At 30.7% G+C, this 17779-nt stretch carries 17 protein-coding genes; 3 read left to right on the top strand and 14 right to left on the bottom strand.

Going from position 1 to position 17779, the window contains the following annotated elements:
- Positions 1-241: 241 nt before the first annotated feature.
- The 6 genes from IF125_RS03840 to IF125_RS03865 all read right to left on the bottom strand — a co-directional run bounded on the left by IF125_RS03840 (position 242) and on the right by IF125_RS03865 (position 6767).
- Positions 242-1705: a sensor histidine kinase gene (locus IF125_RS03840; protein WP_225541577.1), complete on the bottom strand. Its 1464-nt coding sequence runs from the start codon at positions 1703-1705 to the stop codon at positions 242-244.
- A gap of 21 nt (positions 1706-1726) precedes the next feature.
- Complete coding sequence (locus IF125_RS03845) at positions 1727-3271, bottom strand: two-component regulator propeller domain-containing protein (RefSeq protein WP_225541578.1); 1545 nt, start codon at positions 3269-3271, stop codon at positions 1727-1729.
- A complete protein-coding gene (locus IF125_RS03850; RefSeq protein WP_171621688.1) occupies positions 3258-4052 on the bottom strand; it encodes a LytR/AlgR family response regulator transcription factor in 795 nt (264 codons plus the stop codon). Before IF125_RS03850 ends, IF125_RS03845 begins: the two co-directional genes overlap by 14 nt.
- Positions 4053-4130: 78 nt before the next feature.
- On the bottom strand, positions 4131-5285 hold the full coding sequence (locus IF125_RS03855) for an MFS transporter (RefSeq protein ID WP_225541579.1): 1155 nt from the start codon (positions 5283-5285) through the stop codon (positions 4131-4133).
- An 8-nt stretch (positions 5286-5293) separates the two neighbouring features.
- The gene (gene gloA2, locus IF125_RS03860) at positions 5294-5683 is read right to left on the bottom strand and encodes an SMU1112c/YaeR family gloxylase I-like metalloprotein (protein ID WP_171621686.1); all 390 of its coding nucleotides are present in this window, start codon (positions 5681-5683) and stop codon (positions 5294-5296) included.
- Positions 5684-5687: 4 nt separating this feature from the next.
- Positions 5688-6767 (bottom strand): NADH:flavin oxidoreductase/NADH oxidase, encoded by a 1080-nt coding sequence (locus IF125_RS03865; RefSeq protein WP_225541580.1) that lies wholly within the window; start codon positions 6765-6767, stop codon positions 5688-5690.
- Positions 6768-7061: 294 nt separating this feature from the next.
- Here IF125_RS03865 and IF125_RS03870 point away from each other — a divergent pair, with 294 nt between their 5' ends.
- On the top strand, positions 7062-8396 hold the full coding sequence (locus IF125_RS03870; protein WP_225541581.1) for an NAD(P)/FAD-dependent oxidoreductase: 1335 nt from the start codon (positions 7062-7064) through the stop codon (positions 8394-8396).
- Positions 8397-8462: 66 nt separating this feature from the next.
- Here IF125_RS03870 and IF125_RS03875 read toward each other — a convergent pair whose 3' ends face one another.
- The 8 genes from IF125_RS03875 to IF125_RS03910 all read right to left on the bottom strand — a co-directional run bounded on the left by IF125_RS03875 (position 8463) and on the right by IF125_RS03910 (position 15891).
- Positions 8463-9116 carry a hypothetical protein gene (locus IF125_RS03875; RefSeq protein WP_225541582.1) on the bottom strand — a complete coding sequence of 218 codons (654 nt, stop codon included), beginning with the start codon at positions 9114-9116 and terminating at the stop codon, positions 8463-8465.
- A 143-nt stretch (positions 9117-9259) separates the two neighbouring features.
- Positions 9260-10045 carry a zinc ribbon domain-containing protein gene (locus IF125_RS03880; protein WP_225541583.1) on the bottom strand — a complete coding sequence of 262 codons (786 nt, stop codon included), beginning with the start codon at positions 10043-10045 and terminating at the stop codon, positions 9260-9262.
- A 2-nt stretch (positions 10046-10047) separates the two neighbouring features.
- Entirely contained in the window at positions 10048-11145 is a 1098-nt protein-coding gene (locus tag IF125_RS03885; protein ID WP_262903648.1) for a Nif3-like dinuclear metal center hexameric protein, read from the bottom strand.
- On the bottom strand, positions 11142-11633 hold the full coding sequence (locus IF125_RS03890; RefSeq protein WP_171621681.1) for a GNAT family N-acetyltransferase: 492 nt from the start codon (positions 11631-11633) through the stop codon (positions 11142-11144). Before IF125_RS03890 ends, IF125_RS03885 begins: the two co-directional genes overlap by 4 nt.
- A complete protein-coding gene (locus IF125_RS03895; protein WP_225541584.1) occupies positions 11605-12636 on the bottom strand; it encodes a phosphotransferase enzyme family protein in 1032 nt (343 codons plus the stop codon). The genes IF125_RS03890 and IF125_RS03895 overlap by 29 nt, the downstream gene beginning before the upstream one ends.
- 7 nt (positions 12637-12643) lie before the next feature.
- Positions 12644-13579, bottom strand: a complete 936-nt coding sequence (locus tag IF125_RS03900) for a nucleotidyltransferase family protein (protein WP_225541585.1) — start codon at positions 13577-13579, stop codon at positions 12644-12646.
- Positions 13554-14924: a Gfo/Idh/MocA family protein gene (locus IF125_RS03905; RefSeq protein ID WP_225541586.1), complete on the bottom strand. Its 1371-nt coding sequence runs from the start codon at positions 14922-14924 to the stop codon at positions 13554-13556. The genes IF125_RS03900 and IF125_RS03905 overlap by 26 nt, the downstream gene beginning before the upstream one ends.
- 82 nt (positions 14925-15006) lie before the next feature.
- Positions 15007-15891 carry a ChaN family lipoprotein gene (locus IF125_RS03910; protein ID WP_225541587.1) on the bottom strand — a complete coding sequence of 295 codons (885 nt, stop codon included), beginning with the start codon at positions 15889-15891 and terminating at the stop codon, positions 15007-15009.
- 75 nt (positions 15892-15966) lie between these two features.
- Between IF125_RS03910 and IF125_RS03915 the strand changes: the two genes are divergently transcribed.
- Both IF125_RS03915 and IF125_RS03920 read left to right on the top strand, forming a co-directional pair.
- The gene (locus IF125_RS03915) at positions 15967-16863 is read left to right on the top strand and encodes an ABC transporter ATP-binding protein (protein ID WP_225541588.1); all 897 of its coding nucleotides are present in this window, start codon (positions 15967-15969) and stop codon (positions 16861-16863) included.
- Position 16864: 1 nt separating this feature from the next.
- Positions 16865-17695, top strand: a complete 831-nt coding sequence (locus tag IF125_RS03920) for an ABC transporter permease (RefSeq protein WP_225541589.1) — start codon at positions 16865-16867, stop codon at positions 17693-17695.
- Positions 17696-17779 lie beyond the last annotated feature (84 nt).

A 17779-nucleotide genomic window follows, 5' to 3' on the forward strand; every position in this document is an offset into this window, starting at 1 on the left:
AGCTACTTTGCAGTAGCTTCCTGGTGTAAAATTTTTTGACTCACACGTCGAAAAAATGTAACTTTTAAGATACTTATGATGTCTTCATAGGTTTAGAAAACGAAGTATCTAAGTTTAATACTTAGTTTGAAATCGATACACAAATATAGATACTGAATATATTCTATCACAAAAAATGGAATCTAACTTCGTAAATTGTATTTTTAGCAAGGTGAAATTAGCAACCAATCGGGTGAAAATTTTAAATGATTTTTAAAATCAACCTTACTCTTGTCCCTTTTTCTTGAAAAGAAATAAAAATATTCTCATCTAAATTGTGATTTAACAGTTGTAATCGTTCGTTGATAATTTTCAACGCTTTTGATTCGTAATTTTTATTACCTTTTTCCTGGTTCAAAATTCCTTTTCCATTATCTTCTACCGTAATTTCTATAAAATTCTGTTGCAAAGCTAACTTCAAGTTAATAGTTGGTTGTAAACTGTATTGATCAAACGCATGAACAAACGCATTCTCGATAATGGGTTGAATCAACATTGGAGGGATTTTAATCCGATGAATATCTACATTTTCATCTTTTTCGATAGTAAATTGTATCTTATTATTCCATCTAAAATTTTCTACCTCAACATATAATTTTAAAAAATCAATTTCATCTTTCAAACTAATTTCATCTTTTGTTGATAGATTCAGCATTTGACGAATTAAATGAGAAAAACGACCAAGCGAATTCAATGCATTATCAATATCATTATCCAAAATATAAAACTGTATAGAATTCAGAACATTGAAAATAAAATGCGGATTCATCTGCGATTGTAACGCTGTTAATTTAGTTTCTGTCAATTGACGCTCCAACAACAATCGTTGATTTTCTTGTCGATTCTTTTCATTCAATTGATTAATTTTTAATTGGTTAAACTTATTTAAAGTTTTGATTTTATTTGTATTATATCGATAAATAATTAAACTAACAACAAGAATAGATGATAAAATAAAATAAATATTCAAATAAAAAGGTTCGTCAATATCAAGCGAAATAAGGTCAATAATTTGCTTTGTTCCATTATTGGTATCTGTAATTTCGAGCTGAACTTTATACTTTCCGTATTGTAAATTTCTTAAATGAATTGTCTCATCTCCAAAATATTCGTTCCAACTTTCATCTGGATTAATTCGATAACGATATTTAAAATTTTGAGCAAAATTTACATCAACAACAGAAAAATTAATGGTGATATTATTTTCATTATTTTTCAGTTTTAAGTTTTTATCAATCAAATCAAACCATGCAAATTTATCAATTCCATAATCTTCATCATTCACTTTAAAACTTGTAATGATAACTTTTTTCGGATGATTATTTTGTTTAAACAAATTTTCTAAATTCAATTTATAAAATCCGTTTTCAACTCCAAGTGTCACAATTTTTCCATCAAAATTTGATGAATGAATATCTTTATTGACAAAACCTTGTTCGTTACTAATCATATAAGTTTTTCCCTTATTAAAAACCAATAAATTACGATTCGTTCCGATTAAAATACTTTCATCAAAAATATCAATCGAACTGATATTTTCTCCTCCAATTTGACGAATATCAAACATTTTTTTAGTTTTCAATTCATCTCCTTTCACTTCTAAAATGTATACTTTCGCAAATTCTGTCGCAACCATCAAAAGGTTATCGCCAATACATTTTATCATTTTAATTTTTGATTCTGTAAACTAGTTATTTTCTAAATACGAAACAAATTTTCCATTTTCATATTTAAACAATCCATCCAAAGAAGAGCCAAAAAAAACAGCCTTTTTATTTTTACAAATCGATACCACATCTTTCGGTACGTTTCCTTGTTCTGGTGAATAGGCACGATAATTCAACGAATTAAAATCTTCAAAAATTAAAATTCCTCCGACAGGACTTGTTTGAATAAATTGATTGTTAAAAAACGTAAACTGACTTGTTCTGTTTGGTAAATATCTTTTGAAATTTCCTTCAAAATCCAATTCAAAAAGGCCCAAATTTGTAGCAATAACAAACGAATTTCCATGAATAATTAGTTTATAAAACCGAAGATTTTTTTCTTTTAAATTGAAATCGATTTCGTAAAAATCTTTGTTCGACTGATTAAGAAAATCTTTATATTTTGCTTTATTACGAAGCATATAATCATAAAACTCTTCTCTTTTTATCAATTTATTGACAACATCATTTTGTTTAAAATAAAGTCCTTCTGGTGTTAGAAAATAATGTGTATTGTTGATTTTAAAAGTTTCAATTATTCGCTTATTATCAATTGTCGAGAACTCTAAAAAATGATTAAAATGAACTTCAAAAAGTCCTTTATCAGCACTTCCTACATAAATCAAATCATCTGTTTTGCTACTAAAAATACGATATGGGAAATCTGAAGCAATTCTAAACTTGTCGGTTTGATTTAAAATTTGATTATTCCTTAGCTCCGCAATTATTCCGTTTCCTGCGCCAATATCATAACCTGCAAGTAAAATAGATTGTCGTTTTTCAGATTTATTATGGTTTCTAAAAACTGGTAAATCATAGGTTTCAAAATTCGTTTTATGATTTAAAAAATCGTTGATTGAAATTACTTTTAGACCTTTGTTTGAAGATAAATACAGTTTATTTTCATCCACAAAGCTATAATTAATACGATTATAGGAATTGGCTAATTTTAATTTATTCGGTTGAACTTCGTACACACCATGATCAATTGTGGTAACATACACTTTGTTTTGATACTCAAAAAAAGAGACAGCCTCGAATACAATATTATTGTTTTTCTCGAAAGCTGGATTATAAATTTTATTTGATTTTGTATCAATTATAGAAACTCCACCTTGAGTAGCAATATAGATTAAATCATTTAAATAAAACAAATTACGCACCCTATCCGAAACTAATCCTTTAGATGTATTAATAAGTTCGTATTGTTGACCAGTAAATTTCAATATTCCTTGTCCATAGCTTCCAAACCAAATATTATGATCTTTGTCTTCGATAATTTTCCAAATATTATTGTACTGAACTTTCTCAAAACTCTTCATAATTTTGAAATTATCCATATCCTTTACAAAAACACCAAAACGAGTACCAACCCAAACAATATTCCGTGAATCTTTGTAAATACTTAAAATTTCGTTAGCAGGTAAACCGTTCTCATAGGTATATTGTTTTGTAAGGACAAATTGCGCAGAAAGCCAATTTGAACAAAAAATAGTGATTAGTAGAATGAAGTTACGAAACCACATTTGATACTATTTTATAGCCAAGCGACGTGACAGGTAAATTTGATTCGCCTTCTTTTGGTTTACATGCAAGAATCAATACATTGTTTCGTTTATCGAATTTTTTAGCAAAATTTATATTGACCAAATATGAACGATTGACGCGAAAAAAGTTAGTTTGATCAATTAAATTCTCGACTTCTTTTAAGGTTTTTGTAACCATATATGCATCATCTTTTGTAAATATCGTACAATAACTATCGTCTGCTTTGCAATAAATGATATCGTCTATTTTAAGAACCAAGACTTCTGTTATAGATGGAATAAAAATAATTCCATGTTCATTTTTAAAGGTATCTTTTAAATTTTCTGTTTCAACTTCTTCTTCAAAATCGTCGTTGACATTAACTACTTCATTATTATGATTCAATTGACTTTGACGTTCTACAAAACGATTCAATAAAATTTTCAAATCTGAAATTGCGATTGGTTTCATCAAATATCCCAGACATCCCCATTGATTAACTGCTTGTAAAATATAGTCTGAATGAGCTGTAGTAAAGATCACATCAAAAGTAATGTCATCAAAATAATCAAATAATTTGAAGCCATATTCATCTGGCATTTGAATATCTAAAAAAACAATATCAGGTTGATTTTCTTTTATTTTTTCAACACCTTCTTTTACAGAACTTGCGGTATCAATCAACTTAAAAAAATTAGGTAAAGCATGCTGAATAATTTTCTTTAACCCTTGTTGAGCAAAGTGTTCATCATCAATGATAAGAGCTTTATAATTGTCCATTTTAGCGTATTTAATACAAATATAAACAAAAAAGGATGCTCTATAGAACATCCCTTTTTTAATCAAGTAATTCTTGATTTATATTTTTTTTGATTTTAATTGAAGAAATAGTGCTGCGATGATAGCTCCTACAGCTGCCATTATAAACCCGACCCATAATTGCGAATTAAAACCTAATCCCAATGCAATTGGAATTCCTCCTAAGAATGCACCTAACGCATTTCCAATATTAAAACTCGCTTGTCCAGCTGCTGCTGCTAAAGTTTCTGATCCTTTTCCATTATTGATTAGCATCATTTGAATTGGAGAACCAATTGTAAAAGCGATCAATCCTGTAATAAACGACATTATATATGCCATTGCTTGAATATGTGACGTAAAATAAACAATAACTAAGCAAACTGCCATTGACGCAAATGATATAATTGCTGCTTTATTTGGAGACATTGTATCGGCTAATTTTCCTCCAATAAAATTTCCAACAAACATTCCCAAACCAATTAATGTCATAATAATAGGAACCTGTGTTTTTGGCAAATCTGCGACATTTGTCATTAATGGCGAGATGTAACTAATCCAAGCAAATAAACCTGATGTACCGATTGAAATCATGACGATTAAAACCCAAGCTTCCCATTTTTTAAAAAAACTAAGTTGTTCTATCAAGCTTCCTTTGTTTGTATTTTTGATATTAGGCACCCATAACGATATGGCTAACATTGTGATTAATCCAAGGCTTGCTACAATTCCGAATGTTAAACGCCAAGAATACAACTGCCCTAATTTTGTCCCCAAAGGAACACCTACTAAATTGGCAAAAGTTAATCCTGCAAACATGATTGATATCGCTTGCGCTTCCTTTCCTTTAGTAGCTAATTGTGCTGCAACAACAGAGCCAACTCCAAAAAATGCACCATGAGGCAAACCAGACATAAAGCGAGCAATTAATAATGTGGTGTAACTTGGAGCTATGACAAAAAGTGAATTAAAAATAGTAAACAACAACATAAAAAATATCAATACTTTTTTAGGTGAATACTTACTTGTAGCCATGATTAATGTTGGAGCGCCAACCATTACACCCATCGCATACATTGATATAAAATTCCCTGCTTTTGGAATTGATATGTTCAAATCTTTTGCAAAATCCTCTAAAACTCCCATCATCGAAAATTCCGTCATTCCGATGGCTAAACCTCCCATTGCTAAAGCAAGTAAACTCTTTTGTACCATTTATTTTTTTATTCTTCGTATAATTCTATCGGTAAACCGTCAGGATCTTCAAAAAAAGTAAACTTTTTCTGCGTGTATTCATCCACACGAATTGGTTCTACCTTTATTTCTAACTGCTTTAGTTTTTCAACTTCATTTTCAATATTCCCAACAGCAAAAGCAATGTGTCTCAAGCCAGAGGCCTCTGGTCGAGAAATACGTTTTGGTGGTTTTGGAAAAGAGAATAATTCGATGCAGTAATAATTTTGCAAAGCTAAATCTAATTTATAAGAATCACGTTCTTTTCGATAAACTTCTTGTACAACTTCAAACCCTAAAATTTCAGTATAAAACTGTTTTGACTTTTGGTAATCGGAACAAATAATTGCTATGTGATGAATTTTATTTAATGTTAACATCTATTTATTTGTAATGATTATTTTTTGCTCTTTCATATTGTGGCAACCATTTAATGTCTTCTCCTAACTCTTTCGCTGCATGCAATGCGAAATAAGGATCTCTTAACAATTCTCTTCCTAAAAAGATTAAATCTGCTTCATCATTTTGTAAAATTTCTTCTGCTTGATTGGGTTCAAAAATTAATCCAACTGCTCCTGTTATAGCATTTACTTGATTTTTAATCTCTTTAGAAAATGGAACTTGATAATTTTTCTTCACTTCAATTTTTTGATGACTCACTCCACCTCCAGACGAAACATCAATTACTTCAACACCTCTATCTTTCAGAATTTTACACAATTCTATTGTTTCTACTAAATTCCATCCATTTTCAGCCCAATCAGAAGCGGATAAACGAATCCAAAGTGATTGAGTCGTCATGTATTTTTTTATTTCATCAACAATTTCCAAAACAAAACGAATTCTGTTTTCAAAACTTCCACCGTATTCATCTGTTCGATTATTAATCAATGGCGATAAAAATTGATGAGCCAAATAACCATGTGCACCATGAATTTCTATAATCTCAAAACCAGCTTTTATAGCACGTTCTGTAGCTTTTCCCCATTCTTTTGTTACTGCATTAATTTCATCAACTGATAATTGAATTGGAATTTCATCTGTTTCATTGAAAGGTAAATTTGAACTTGAAACCGTTTTCCAACCATTTTCTTCGTTTGATTTTATTTGATGATAACCCTTCCAAGGTATTTCAGTACTTGCTTTACGTCCTGCATGCGCTAATTGAATTCCAGGAACACAATTGTAACGTTTAATTTCTTTTGTAATTTTTTGATAAGCTTCGATGTGTTCATCTTTCCAAATCCCTAAATCTCCATATGAAATTCTACCTTCGGGAACAATTGCTGTAGCTTCTATAATAATCGCCGAAACATTTCCTACCGCACGAGAAACATAATGCTGAAAATGCCAATTATTAGGAAAGCCATCTTCGGAAGAATATTGACACATTGGCGACATGATTATTCTATTTTTTAATGAAATTGATTCATTTATTTTAATCGGTTCAAATAATTTACTCATAACCTGTATTTTTTAAATATAATTTTGACTAAAATTCGACAATTTGATTCAATTCTTAAAATGATTTACCTTAAAATAATTTCTATTTCATCTCATTTTTCAAGTTTAAAACGAGACGAAAATCGTTAAATCATAAATGTTTTTAACATTTTATCAAAAGCTGACAAAAAACATAAATTTTAAAAAATCTAATAATCAATCCGATATCATAGTAAATCTCTAAGGTTCAGAATAATTTTTAATAAATCTTGCATTGTTTCTTAGTTTGTTCGTAATTTTACAAAAAAGTGAATTTTGGAAAAGAAAAAGATTGTCATTTTAGGTGCTGGATTTGCCGGACTTAAATTAGCCCGTAAATTAAATAATAACCCACACTTTTCTGTTACACTTATTGACCGCTATAATTACCATCAATTTCAACCTCTTTTTTATCAGGTTGCAACAGCTGCTATCAACGCGAGTGATATTTCATTCCCGATACGTAAAGTTTTTCAAAACAGTAAAAATGTAAGCGTACGATTAGCAGAAGTAACTGGAATTAACAAAGAGAAAAACGAAGTTGAAACCACAATTGGTGATTTTTCTTATGACTATTTGGTTGTTGCCATGGGATGTACCACAAATTTCTTCGGGAACAAACAAATTGAGGAATTATCATTCCCAATGAAATCGACAAATGAAGCACTAACGCTTAAAAATCGATTACTAACAAACTTCGAGAGTGCATATTCTGCAGAAACTCCTGAAGAATTGGAAGAAATAATGAATATTGTCATTGTAGGTGGAGGACCAACAGGAGTTGAACTTTCAGGTGCAATTGCGCAAATGAAAAAATTTATTCTTCCGAAAGATTACCCAGATTTAGATTTCTCTAAATTAAATATTTATTTAATTGAAGGAGGTCCAAATTTATTAGGTCCTATGTCTGATTTAGCACACAAAAAGTCTTACGAATATTTGACGAATATGGGTGTTAATGTTTGGACAGATGGTCGCGTAACAGACTATGATGGAAAAACAATTTCTTTAGCAGATGGTCGTACAATCAAAACTCGTAATTTGATTTGGGCTGCTGGAGTTATGGGAAATGTGCCTGAAGGTGCTGTTGCAAGAGAAGATTTACAACGAGGAAATCGTTTGAAAGTAGATCGTACGTCTAAAGTTTTAGGAACAAATAACATTTATGCAATTGGAGATATTGCTTCGATGGAAACACCGAAGTACCCTCATGGACATCCTCAATTAGCACGTGTTGCTGGAGACCAAGCTGTACAATTGGCTAAGAATTTTGACAAATTGGGGCAAGGTTTATCTGAAGATAAATTAACTTTTTTCGAATATCAAGATCCAGGTTCTATGGCAACAATTGGTAAGCGTAAAGCAGTTGTAGATTTACCTAAGTTTTCATTCTCTGGACGAATAGCTTGGTTTACTTGGATGTTCTTACACTTGATGTTAATCTTAACAGTTCGTAACAAACTGGCTATTTTCTTAAACTGGGCACAAACATATTTTACGAATGATTCCTCATTACGTATTATTGTTCGTCCTACGAAAAAAGATTTTAGATTTAATTTGAAAGGTTACAGACGTTTCCCTAAAAATCGTGAAAAAGAAATAGAAGCTTAAAAAACTTTATTCAATAAAAAAAATCCGCTATTTGTAGCGGATTTTTTTATGATTGATAATCAAATTTTATTTTCTTGCTGAAGGTCTTCTAACACCTGATTTTACTCTATTCGTAGAAGCTGACTTTGCACTTACTTCACCTTTTGCCGATTTGTTGTATAATTGAATAAATTCAAATAATCCATCAAAATCACCTGTTAACATTTTTCCGTTTACTACTCTTAGCGCAAAATTAGATGATAATAAACTTCTACCATAAGGATCAAAATAATTTGTAAGATTAATAGAGCCAGAAGAAAAATCTGAATCTAATAAGGCAAATGAACCTGAATTTAGTACGGGTACATAGTCTTGCATAATCGGATTTTCGTAATACTCAATATAATCTAATCCTCTTTCATTAGATTCTGTTACATATGTACCGTTAAATTTCAAATCGTCTCTTTGGTAAACTTCTAAATACAGATAAGATCCATTCAATTTACCATTTTTAGGAATAGGATTCGTCGATAACTCTACACTATAATAATATCCCCCATCTGCTTGTTCAATATCCGCAACAACTGCATTTCTAAGCGGAAACGAAACACCATCATAATTGATCTCACCAACGTTTACAATATCAGGTACATAATCATAATACCCGTCATCATCATTAATACATGATGTTAACGCAATTGATGAGACAGCTAACATCGCTAAAAATATAATTTTTTTCATAATTTCTAAATTTTCAAACTAATCTTGTTTGCTCAATACAAATAACGTGCTAAAATAATTAGAACATTAATTATTGATATAAAAAAAGTGTTGCTAAATGATGCAACACTTTGGTTTTAAATAAAATATTTTAAGAATGAAGATTATCCTTTGATGACAATTTCCATTTTTTCTTGCTCTTCTAAAGCCAATTCCAAGTCAACTAAAATACGACCTGAATGCTCATCAGCAATAATTTTTTTACGTTGAGCAATATCCATTTGTCTTTGAGGTGGAATTGTAAAGAAAGATCCAGCAGAAGCACCACGTTGAACTGGAACAACAGCTAAACCATTTTTAACAGAACCTCTAATGCGGTTGTAAGCGTCTAATAATCTTTGTTCGATTTTAGCAGAATACTCAATAGATAATTTCAGTAATGTATTTTCTTCTTTCTCTGTATCTTTTACAATTGTATCTAATTCCGCTTTTTTGTGCTCTAAATGCTCTTTCATCGAAGCTAATTTTGTGTTAAACTCTTCGATTTGAGTATTTTTTTGTTGAATTTTGATTGTAAACTCACGAATACGTTTTTCAGCTAATTCGATTTCCAAACCTTGGTATTCAACCTCTTTTGCTAAAGCATCAAACTCTCTGTTGTTACGAACGTTATCTTGTTGCTTTGTGTATTTCTTAATTAAAGCTTCTGCATTTTTAATTGCTTCTTTCTTCAATTTAATTTCTTCATCCAAACCTTTCGTTTCGTCAACTACTTTTTGGATTCTCGTTTCTAATTGTGCAACATCGTCGCTCAAATCTTCAACCTCTAAAGGTAATTCACCTCTTGTGTTTCTGATTTCATCTAAACGTGAATCAATTAATTGCAAGTCGTATAACGCGCGAAGCTTTTCTTCGACGCTTAGTTCTTTGATATTTTTTGTTTCAGACATAGTTAACAATAATTAACAGGATTGGTATTAATTCCAGAATTAAAGACCACAAAATTAGTAAATTTTTCTTTAAGATACGAAGTTATTAAGTTTTTTGTAAACTGTTCTGACTCGAAATGTCCAATATCTGCCAAAACAAGCTTATTTTCAGCAGTAAAAAAATCGTGATATTTCAAATCTGCAGTAATATAAATGTCCGCTCCGGCCGAAATTGCATTTTTTATTCCAAAAGCACCAGACCCACCAAGTACTGCTACTTTTTTAATTTTTTTATTCAATAATTTCGAATGACGAATAGCAGGCGTATTCATCTGTGATTTTAGATAATTGAAAAAATCCATTTCATCCATTTCATTTTCCAATTCACCAATCATTCCGATTCCTACATAATTATTTAAATTATTCAATGAAATAACAGAATATGCAACCTCTTCGTACGGATGATTTTTAAATAAAGCGTTCATAATATCACCTTCCAAATGTTGTGGCATCACAATTTCTATTCGCGTTTCATTTACCGTTTCTAACTTGCCTACTTCTCCAATAAACGGATTTGCGCCATCAATTGGTCTGAAATTTCCTTTTCCTTCTACGGTAAAACCACACGAATCATAATTACCAATTTTTCCTGCTCCAGCTTTATACAATGCATTTTTCAATGTTTCTGCATGTTCTGTAGGAACATAGGTAATCAACTGCTTAAGTGTTTGCGTTTTTGGAATTAAAATCTTTGTATTGAATAACGCTAATTTTTCGGAGATTTTAAAATTTACGCCAACTTTCGAGTTGTCTAAGGCTGTATGTGTTGCATAAATATTAATTCCATGCTTTATAGCTGTCATAACAGCTTTTTCAACATAAGTTTTTCCATTCAATTTCTTTAAACCAGAAAAAATAATTGGGTGGAAACTAACAATTAAATTACAATTTTTCTCAATCGCTTCTTCAACTACTTCTGGTGTTGTATCAAGTGTGACCAAAATACCTGTAATCTCATCGTTGTAATCACCAACCAATAATCCTACATTGTCAAAATCTTCGGCATAAGCCAAAGGAGCTATTTCTTCCATCGCAGAAGCGACATCTTTTACGTGTATCATTTTATTTTATTCAAAATCAATTTTTCAGTTGGAAGATCGTGTTCGATTCCTTTCCAATACGATTCAAAATTAAATTTTTCTAACAACTTTCGCGAAGCAATGTTATCAGGATCGATAACCGCCATCACTTTCAAATCGGGAAATTTATTTCGAGATTCAGAAAGTAAATGTTCGCAAACCATTGTACCAAAACCTTTTCTCCAAAATTCTTTCTTTAACATATAACCTATTTCGAGCGAATTTTCGATATGTTTATTATAAACTAATTTACAATCTCCCAAAAAATTATCTTCATCATCATAAACTTTAAAAAATCCTAAGTTTTCATCAACCGAACTTTTCTCTAAAATAGAAGTGAATTTATGATTTGCCTGTTCTTTATTCAGACCTTTTCCTGTAATATACTTCATTTGATCATCGTCCTGAACAAGCGTGTAATATTCGTTAAAATCTGAAGGTTTATACTTTTCGAATCGAAGTTTCTTCATGAAATTTTGTTAATGCTTTTAATAAATTGATTTGATTTATCGTACGATTAAGATTCTGTTTTGGATAAGTAATCGAATAATAAACATCATTATTCAAATAATCGCCTAAAAATCTAACCGCTTGGATATAAATTACAATATACGCAACAAAATCCATATTTTCTACTTCAACAGTTTGTAAATCATTTTTTAAATGTTCTAAAAACCCACGTTTAACTGCTTCATAATAGCTTGATTCAAAAATATTTTCTGCCGTTGGATCATCTTCTTGTTTTAGATTCGCATAGGTTCTTATCATATCACCAAAATCGCACAAAATGTTTCCTGGCATAATTGTATCCCAATCTATTAGAGCGATTGCTTGTGAATGATTTTCACTATTGAACAAAAAATTACTCAATTTTGCATCCGCATGAACGACACGTTTTGGAAAATCAATTGCTAAATATTCTTTTACTTTTGATGCATTGTCTAAAATATAATTGATTTCGTATTTTGTTTCTTGTAATCGTTCTTCTGAAGCATTTTGTAAGGCTTCATTAAAATCTTGCATTCGTTTTTGATAATCCAAAAAACCATCAATCGACGAATGAATTTGTTTAATATCTAAATCCAATATAAACGAATGAAATTGACTTATAGTCTTCGCCGCTTCATAGGCTTGTTCAGCAGATTCTACTTTATCAAAACAAACAGAATTAGAAATATAGGATGTTAAGCGCCAAGTTTCTTCATTTTCTACAGCTAAAAGATTTCCTTTCAAATCTGGAATAATTTCGATGAGTTGTTTGGGATAATTCTTTGCTTTAAGATGAGTAGAAACTTGTTGAATATTGTTTGAAATAATTTCGGGATGAGGAAAAACCTTTGTATTTATTTTCTGTAAAATGTATTTTTTTCCTTGCTGATTGATTTCATAAGTAGAGTTAATCCAACCAGAACTGATTGGATTAACAACTATTTGATCAATATTTTCGAAATAATGTTTTAATATTTCTTCCATTCTATTTTTAAGTCCAAAGTGAATTTGGATATTTTTGATCTTTTACTAATTGTTGAATCGAATTAACAACCACTACTCTATCTTCAGGATATGTCATTCCAAACCAATTTTCATCAGAATTTTGTACAATCACTTCCAATTGATCTTCTTTGATCATATCGTTGATAACTTTTGGCAAGAAAAATTCAGCTTTCAAATGTGATGCATTTTCTTTTAAAAAATCAGCAAATTTATCTTCTAAATTTCTAAAAATTGAAGGATGTAATACAAAGAAATTCATCGAAACTGCAACATCTTCATCCAACGATTCGACATGTTCATTTTCTTCGAAAACAATTTCTCCATTTTCGTTGGCATAGATATTTGTACGTTCTACCACATTCTCTAAAAGTCCGTTTTGCACTGTACAAATTCCACGAGATACTGATCCATTTTCACTAATTGTATTTGCCAATTTATATGCAACCATTCCGTACGTATTTGCCGTAATTTGTTCTGCTTGTACTAACTCGTTTGCTTTTTCGTAGGCTTTACGACCATAAAAATCATCCGCATTAATTACGATAAATGGATTGTTTAAATGATTTTTTGTAATCATTAATGCATGCCCAGTTCCCCAAGGTTTTTCGCGTTTTTCTATTTTATCATAAATACCTCTTGGCACTGAAGTATAGGTCGTTTGAAGGACAAATTCAACCGAACCACCTTTTTTCTCGATTATCGTTTGAAAATATTTTTTTGTATCAACATCAAATTGTTCATTTATAATGAAAACATAATGTTTTATTCCACATGAAAACGCATCATAAATAGAATATTCCATCAAGGTTTCTTTACTTGGGCCAATCGGGTCAATTTGTTTTTGACCTTTGTAGCGACTTCCCATTCCTCCTGCTAATATGACTAATGATAAGGTTTTAGATTCCATAATCTTCTGCTCCAAAAACTGGTTTTCTTGTTTTGTATTTTCCTCTTGTAAAATCTGGCATTTCTTGAGACGCTCCATTACCTTCGATAGATTTTTCACTTAATGGTGTCACAGCATACCAAGTTGCTAAATCATAAACATCAAATGGAAATTCTTTGTTTTGTTTGATACACTCGATAAAATCATTCATCAAGAAGAAATCCATTCCACCATGTCCAGCACCTTCAGCTTGAGCTTCATATTTTTTCCAGTACGGATGATCATACGTTTTTAAATGATCTTCTGAACTTGCCCACTTGTGTGAATGTTTCATTTCATCTTCAAAATAAATAAACCCTTGGCTAAATCCGCCCGAACCGATATCTTGCCAAATACCATCCGTACCTTGTAGACGGAAACCTAAGTTATATGGGCGTTGTAAAGAAGTGTCGTGTGTTAATAAGATGGTTTCTCCATTTTCACACTTTAACATAGTTTGAACGATATCTCCTAATTTAAATTCAACTTTCGCATTTGGATGATCGGCACCGCCATTTTTAACGATATAATCCGTCAATCCCGCTTGTTTAGAAGCCATTGAAGTAATATGTGTAATTCTATTTCCACGGTTAACATCCATCATTGTTCCGATTGGTCCTAATCCATGTGTCGGGTATAATTCTCCATTGCGTTTCACATAATGATTGGTACGCCAAGCAGCTTCAGAGAAACCTTTCTCTCCAAATTCAACGCCACCTCCATAGGCTTTGACACCGTCATTAAATAATACATTTCTCAAATCATGTTGATATCCACCTTGTCCATGCAAAATTTGACCAAACATTCCTTTACGTACCATGTTCATTACAGCCATAATATCACGACGGTAACATACATTTTCCATCATAAATACTGGGACTTTAGTTTTTTCGTATGTATCTACATAATTCCAGCATTCTTGTAAATTCATTGCTCCACAAACTTCTAAACCAACAATTTTACCAGCATTCATCGCTGCAATGGTTTGTTCTTCATGAAACTCCCAAGGCGTAGAAATAACTACTGCATGTATTTTTTTATCTGAATATAAATTTTTGTAACCATCTAACCCTTTAAAATACGTTACAGACTTTTTATTATGTTTTGCAAAAATCTTATTACAACGATCTATCATTCGTTGGTCTGGTTCAGCAATTGCAACAACTTCTACATCATTTCTTTTTAACAGCTCATCCAAATGCACCTGCCCTCTCATTCCACAACCAACTAAACCTACTCTCACTTTATCGATTTTTGATGAAAAATCAAACAAAGAGTCAGGTGATACTAATGCGACTGTTGAAGCAGCTGCAGTTGATTTAATAAAATTTCTTCTGTCCATTGTATTTTTATTTGTTTACTTCAAATTTAGAAGATGCAAAATATTAAAAAAAATCAATAAACTACGCTGTGATCAATTAAAATTAATAGCTTTTTGGTGAGTCTTTAGGAAAAACTATAATAAATTCTGTTGTAGTAATATTTTCGTTTTTGGATTTGATTACAGATAATTTTTCATTTAAATCAGCTGTTTCCAGAATTTCAATTACTGCAATTTTCAGATTTGGTCGAAAAAATTTCAAATACCAATAAATTCCACCATAATTTTTCGAATGATAATCTCCATTGTAATGAAGAAAGAGAGCGTTTTCGTTCCAATTATTTAAAATAGATTCTGCCATCGTTGCATCTTTTAATGCTTGTGCCGCTACAAATTGTTTCGCTTTTATACCAGCATGATCTCCCATCATTTTTATCATTTCCGGATAACCAGGTGCTTCATAATCTATCGTAATTGGAAGTCTCGCTAAAAGCAATTTTTCATTTGTTGATATGGTATCCAACGATTCTAAACCATTTTTTGACACATAGGATGCATATTGACGTGTTACATTTGTTGCAATAAAATCTAAATTCTTCTCTTTCGCAAAATCTACTAATGGCTTATAATCCGTTTTATAATTACTCCAAAGTTTTGTGTTTTTCTGAAATTCAATGTCCGAAATAGTACCTTTCAGATAATTTGTTAATTGATTTTGTTGATGTCGTTCAAACATTTCCGCACCAAGAATCAACTGATTTCCTTTTACTTCGTACAACGCTTTTGTTGTCTGCAATTGTAACCAATGATTAACCGCATTATTATGATGTTCACCAAAAAGAACAACATCATATTTCGATAATTCTTTGATCATTTTACCAAAATCAGTTTTTCTTTCGTTCTTATTATAAATTTGATAAACTTTTTTGTCTTGCGCATTTAACTGTATCGAAACAATTATAAATAAGGTGTATAAAATAGTTTTCATATTATTTAAATTAATTCTAAATTGTAACAAATTAACGAAAAACTATACCAATAAAGATAAACAAATTCAACTACGATGAATAAAGTTCTTGAAATAACTCAACTAACTAAAAAATTTGGCAGTTTTACAGCTGTCAACGACGTTACTTTTTCTGTCGAGAAAGGAAACGTGTATGGACTACTTGGACCAAATGGAAGTGGAAAATCGACAACATTAGGAATGATTCTTAACGTAATTAACCCTACAGCAGGCTCTTGGAAATGGTTCGGAAAAGAACCAGACAACGATTCGTTGAAGAAAATTGGTGCTATTATCGAAAGTCCTAAATTTTATCCTTATTTATCAGCTCAAAAAAATCTTGAAATTGTAGCCGATATCAAAGAAGCAAATTATACGAAGATTGATGAAAAACTTGAATTAGTTGGCTTACTTTCTCGTAAAAAAGATAAATTTCAACAATATTCTTTAGGAATGAAACAACGTTTAGCAATTGCTGCAGCCTTGTTAAATGATCCTGAAGTTTTGATTTTAGACGAACCTACCAATGGTTTAGATCCACAAGGAATTATTCAAATTCGTGAGTTGATTATTAAAATTGCACAGCAAGGAACAACTATTATTTTGGCAAGTCATTTATTAGACGAGGTTGAAAAAGTATGTTCGCATGTAGTGGTGCTTAATCAAGGAAAAATGTTGTATGCCGGTTCTGTAGACCAAATGAATTCGAGTTTTGGAAGTATTGAAGTTGCTGCACAAAATATGGAAAGTTTAGAATACGCCTTAAAAACTTTCTCTTTTGTTTCGAAAATAACCAAAGAAAATAACAAACTTTTAGCTGTGCTTGCAGAAGAAAAAGAACCTGCAGAAATTAACAAAATGCTTTATGAACAAGGAATTGTCGTGAATCATTTAGTCAAACGCAAAGAATCTTTAGAGCAACAATTTTTCCAACTTATCCAAAAACAAAATTAACATGATCAGATTATTCAACATAGAATGGAACAAATTATTCTACAACAAAGGAACGAGAATCTTCATCATTTTATATTTCTTGATGATTCTTTTAATGGGAATTACACTACCTAATTTCAAACCAATGATGAATGGAGTTGAAATAGATTTCATTAAACTTGGTGCATTAGAGTTCCCAGTAATTTGGCACAATATCACATGGTTAGTTGCATTCGGAAAATTCTTTTTAGCCATTATTGTTATTAATAATATTACCAATGAATATTCTTTCGGTACATTCAAACAAAACACAATAGACGGTTTATCTAAAACAGAATTTATCAATTCAAAAGTCTTAATGAATGTTGTTATTTCATTGATTTCAACTTTTTTAGTTGGTGTATTGGTTTTTGGATTAGGCTCTTATTTTAGCGAAAAATTTGATTTCGTGAACGGTATTGAGTTTTTAGGTGGATATTTTATTGAAATCTTCGCTTATATCGTATTTGCCATGTTTTTATCATTTTTATTAAAGAAAAGTGCTTTTGCAATTTTATCTTTAATTGTATTAAACATCGTAGAATCTGTTGTAAAAGCTATCGAATTTTTAGTTCGATTTGGAAAACAACCACCAAGTAATCCTGAAGAAATAAAGCTATTATCAAATTATTTACCTTTAAATTCAAACGGAAAAATCATCGATTATCCTTCAGTAGATATACAACAAGCCTTGATGAAAAGTAAATTATTTGTTCCAGATGCTATTCAATGGGAATATTTTGGAATCAATGTTTTTTACATCATTTTATTTTTAGGTTTATCCTTATTGATTATTAAAAAAAGAGATTTGTAAATCATTTCTCAACTCAAAAATTCAAAAATCCTATTCAACTCGAATAGGATTTTTTATTTCACTTCGCACTTCCACTTTTTAAGT

Origin of the sequence: Empedobacter stercoris (genome assembly GCF_020281205.1) — a bacterium.
Taxonomy (GTDB): domain Bacteria; phylum Bacteroidota; class Bacteroidia; order Flavobacteriales; family Weeksellaceae; genus Empedobacter; species Empedobacter stercoris.